This window comes from Aeribacillus pallidus, from assembly GCF_050478865.1.
In the GTDB taxonomy this organism is placed as follows: domain Bacteria; phylum Bacillota; class Bacilli; order Bacillales; family JACDOC01; genus JACDOC01.
On the sequence record NZ_JBCNBW010000098.1, the window covers coordinates 1 to 5343 of the forward strand.

The 5343-nt window shown below is 36.3% G+C and carries 2 protein-coding genes; both read left to right on the top strand.

The window, feature by feature from the left end; all coding sequences use genetic code 11:
- Window positions 1-700, top strand: a 700-nt coding sequence (locus tag ABES52_RS16770; protein WP_429652461.1) for an S-layer homology domain-containing protein, incomplete at its 5' end; no start/stop codon positions are given.
- Between the two features lie 198 nt (window positions 701-898).
- Window positions 899-5343, top strand: a 4445-nt coding sequence (locus tag ABES52_RS16775) for a carboxypeptidase regulatory-like domain-containing protein (protein WP_429652462.1), incomplete at its 3' end; no start/stop codon positions are given.

Genomic DNA, 5343 nt, shown 5'->3' on the forward strand with positions numbered 1-5343 from the left:
TGTCAAAGACAAACGTAAAGTAGCAGCGTTCTACTTAAACGAAAAAACAAACAAGTGGGAATACGTTGGTGGAACGTATAACAACGGAGCGGTAACCTTCAAAACCAACCACTTCTCCAAATATGCCGTTCTTGCATTAGACAAAACGTTTACTGATGTAAAATCTCACTGGGCAAAAGACGAAATTGAAGTCCTTGCCTCTCGCCTCATCACAAGCGGAAAAACAGCCACCACGTTCGCACCAGGACAAAAGCTCACTCGTGCAGAGTTTGCGGTCCTATTAGTACGAGCGCTCAATATTCCGCTTGATGAGTACAAAGGCATCTTCCCAGATGTGACGGAGAAAAAAGCATGGGCCGTTCAACACGTTGAAGCTGCTTATCGTACAGGCATCATCAAGGGTGACTTAAAAGGATACTTCAACCCAGATGAAGAAATCACACGCGAACAAATGGCCGCGATGATTGTCCGCGCCATTGACTACAAACAACCAGAACTATTAACCGGCTTAAAGCTTGACCGTCCATTTGCCGACCAAGCAAGAGTCAACGACTACGCCCAAACAGCTGTCCTCCAAGCAGCAGCACTCGGCATCATCAAAGGACGTGCTGGCAACATCTTCGATCCAAAAGCCGACACCACCCGTGCCGAAGCAGCCGTCATGTTGTACCGGTTACTTGATAAGTTAGGAGAGTTTTAATCTCTCGAAACCCTAAAAGGGCTGTCCCTAACCATATGGACAGCCCTTTTAAATTATAAGTATAAAACTCGAAATTATGGTATTATTATAAATTTTATAAAATATTTAGTAAAAAAGTGTTGGAAAAAATGATTAGTATATGGTAAAAATATACTTGGTAATATTTACTTAAAAATAAAGAAAAAGGAGTGAATTTATTTGGGTCAATCGAAGTATATGAAATTTGTCATTATTATGCTTTTATTATTTAGCATGATTTCCTCTAATCTTTCCACCCTCCATGTTCAAGCAAATTCCAACACAGATCATTTCACCCTAACGAACTTACCTGATAAAATGACAGCGGAATTTGAAGTGGCAATAGTAAAGAGTAATGAAGAAGAGTGGTGGAACCATTTTTTACATCCTCATAGTATACTAGAAGATTTAAAAGCTATTCACCCAGAAAAATCATATACTTTAAGTATTTTTTTTAAATTACTTGATGCTCACGGCAAGTTTGTTGGCTATTACCATGAAGTTAGAGAATTTAAAGGTGATGAGCTACATCAACCGTATACTTTCCAATATAAAAGTGACTCAGTAAAAATTTCATTATTAACATCATCTACCGATTTTGTAAATAGTAGATATTTTGTGTTAGATGTGGAGAACAAATTACAGGTACCAATTTATGCAGATAATCCAAATAGTGAAGTATATTTAGAACCTAATAGAGAATATAAAATATTTTTTGAAGGTATTAATAGCAATGGAGAATATTATTACGTTGGTAAAACGTTTACTTTTACAAATGATCAGAAAGTTTCATTGTTTGATGTAAATGTGAATGCAAGGGAATTTGATATAGAAGGTCATAATGAACAACGGATTAGTTCTTTTTCGCTTGAAACACTTGAATCTAACGTATGGTATGGTTTTAGTGTATATAACTTTAAAGGGAAGTTTTCAAAATTAATTACAAACGTTGAAAAAGCGTCTTTATCCTTTACTGAACAATATGAAGATAACGTTTATTATTTATGGAGAATGGAATTAAACAAAGACCTATCTAGCATTACTCTTCCGGATCACGAAATTGACGAAATAGATATGGAAATAAAATCTAGCTATGCAGATCCTGATGATAATTTCTATTATATATTTGCTGAAACAAAAATTATTAGTAATGGTTTTCGGTTAGAACACATCTATCCTGAAAAAGGGGTTATCGTTGTTAGCGATCAAGAGGGGAATATTATTTTTGAGGAAGAAGAATCTTTCTTTAATTATATTTCTACAAAACTAGCAAATTTAAAACAAGGAAAATACACCCTCACCTTAAAGTTTCCTTTTCATGGTGAAACAAAGGAAATTAGTGATACGTTTGAAGTCAAACAAGATTTAAGTGAAGTCAACGTCCAAGATGTCACATTTTTGCTAGTGGATCAAAATGACCAACCAATTCAAGAAAATCTTTACGTACGAATAACAGACGACCAGCATTATTTTTATGGAAAACAAACTAAAAAAGGTGAAAACGGAGCTACACTAACGGTTCCGAACATGTACCCTGGAGTTTACAACGTTTTTATTCAAGGAAAAGGGATTTATTTAGATACGAACTTAACAATTGAAGTTCCGGATGAAGAGATTGATTATTCTGCGGATCCAATTAAACTACCTGTGAAAACAATCCCTGGTGTAGAAATTGCAGATGTAACCCTCAATGTTAATGGTATATTACCTGAAGATTCATTGGTGATAGACAACGTATATTTATACAGTCCTTCTCAAGAGTTTTGGTACCATACATCAAATGAAAACGTTGTAGATGGAAAAATTGTATTAAGTGGTTTAATTGCAGCTGATGACTATTTCCTTTCTATCAATAAAGAGGGGTATATCCATTACTATCAACATTCGGTACAAATTAAAGCAAACGAAGAAAACGTAATTGATGTGGAATTAGAAAAAGGCCGGAATATAACAGGTCAACTGATTGCACCATCTGGTTCAACGTTAATCGAACCATACGTATATGCTATGGATTCCGAATTTAACTATTATGGAGCAAAAGTTCAATCCGATGGCTCCTTTACTGTATTCAGTGTACCTGTTAATGAAGCGGTCAAGTTGTACATTGAAGCGAAAAATGCACAGAAAATGGTTATGGATGTTGAACGAGATCAACAAGATGTGGGTACGATCCAATTAAAACAAGATGTTGCTTACCAAGGAACGGTCGTAAATGAAAACAATGAGCCACTAAGTGGAGCCTATGTATATGTGTATCAAAATGATCAATATATCTCGTTCACACGAACTGACCAAAATGGACAATTTTCTATTCGAGGACTAGACGCTGACACATCTTATACGTATGAAATTAACCATTGGGATTATCCGATACAACAATTTGAAGCAAAATTAAACGGTACGTATCAATTAAAGCAATTGGCAACTGGGGATTTTACTGGTGAAGGAAACGAACTTATTTCATCAGCAGATACAGTTGTACAAGGAAAGAATGTCAAGTACCGTATAAAATACCAAAATAATGGTAATGGTCAGGTTGATAACGCTATCATCAAGATTTCCCTAGACGACGCTCTTACATTGTCAACAAATAAAGGCATCTTAAATGGAAAAGAAGTAACATTACAACAAAATGGGCAAACTGTGATAGTTGATCTCGGAACGGTAAAAGACGGAGAAAATGGATCCTTATTAATTGAGGCTACCTTAAATAAAACGGAAAAAGACGTTATCTTTTCTACCGCTGAGATCGTTAATAAAGACGAAAAACGTTTGAGCGAATTATTGTCCGCATCAACAATAGTTTTAAACGGTACGATTAACGCTCCTTCAAAAGTATCAACCAAAAAAGTAAAAATATATGGAAGCGCTAAACCTGGAACCAATGTGGAAGTATACGTGAATGGAGTATTGGCTGAACAAGCGACATCTAATTATCGTTATTGGTATGGTGAAGTGGAATTACCAATTAAGAACATTGACGAAGCTGAGACATTCCAAGTAACTGCAAAAATTATTGATAAAAACGAATCGTTTACAACAGCCCCTGTAACAATTGAATACACACCAGATTTACCTCAAATCACGGATGTAAAAGTATCTGCAGGGTGGAACGGAGAAGTTTCTTTAAATCCAGACACAAATGTGGCAACGTTTGCTATTGTAGAAACAACTCCACTTGACACAACGGTGACGTTCAACAAAGAAGTACTGAAAGCGTCTATTCGTTTCTTAGGTAAAGATTATGAAATGACTAACCAAGGAAACAATACGTATTTCTTTGATGGGGAAAAGCTAGGAAAATGGCGTTCTTCTGGTGAACAATTATTCGAATTAGTAGTTGAAACAAGTAGTGGGGAATTCGTTGTTCCACTTATGGAAGTTCTAGTATTAATTGACCCATCTGGTTATGTGTTTGAAGGAAGTATGGATAATCGACTTGAAGGGGTTCAAGCAATTGTACAAGAAAAACTAGATGGAACTTGGCTAGATTGGGATGCAGCCAAATACGGACAAATTAATCCACAAATAACTGATGAACAAGGTCGATACGGATGGGACGTTTTAGCTGGTGAGTGGAGAGTTAAGTTCACTAAGGAAGGCTATGAAGACTATATTTCACGTGTGGTAACGGTGCCACCACCAGAAACAGAATTAAATGTCCCGATGGTAAGAAAAGGGTATCCAGTAGTCGAATCAGTCACACCAAGTAATAACTCAACAGACGTGAAAATCGATACTACGATTACCGTGAAATTTGACCGATTAATGAATCAAGAAAACATGGAGCAACTTATTCAACTGTTCGAAGTTGGAACAAATGGTCAAGAAACAGTAGTAGATGTAGAATTTACATTCGAAAACTATAAAGGTTATAAAGAGGTTCCTGCTGACAAGACAGGAGCAGAAGATAGTAATGGGCAAAGTGGTTGGTTCGAAGAAGATCCAACAAAACGATTATCCAAAACAGTTGTTCTAAAACCGAAAACTACCCTAAAAGAAAGCCAAAACTATAAACTTGTGGTCAGTAAAGACTTAGTAGATTATGCTGGAAAATCACTTGATTCGAACAAAGACCAAACGATTAAAGACGAATCAGACTTTGTAGTGACATTCAAAACGGAATCTTCATCTAGTGAAAACGGTTCATCGGATCCGATAGGTGACACAGGTGGAGGTGCCCCAGTAACACCATCCCCAAGTACGGTCGTTTGGGTAAATGAATCAGACATCAAACAGGCAATAACAGATAAAGATAAGGTGACATTATCTTATCCATCAAATGATGAGCTTGAATTAAAAGTTTCTCCTGCTGTTCTCAGTATGGTAGGTGAAGACCAAAAAGGTCTAACTGTACAAACAAAAGAAATTACTTTAGATCTCCCATCTTCAGTGGTGAAACAATTAGCCGAAGAAGCGACTGGAACAATTACCTTAAAAGTAGTTCCGAAAAATCAAAGTAGTACACCAAAAGTCGACACCTCACAAACTTTCTTGTCAGACGTTTATGACTTTACCATTTCTGTTGAGAAAAATGGTAAGGTAGAGGCGCTAACTACCTTTGTAGAGCCAGTAACGATTAAAATGAATGTTGATTCAAAAGGTGTCAAAGACAAACGTAAAGT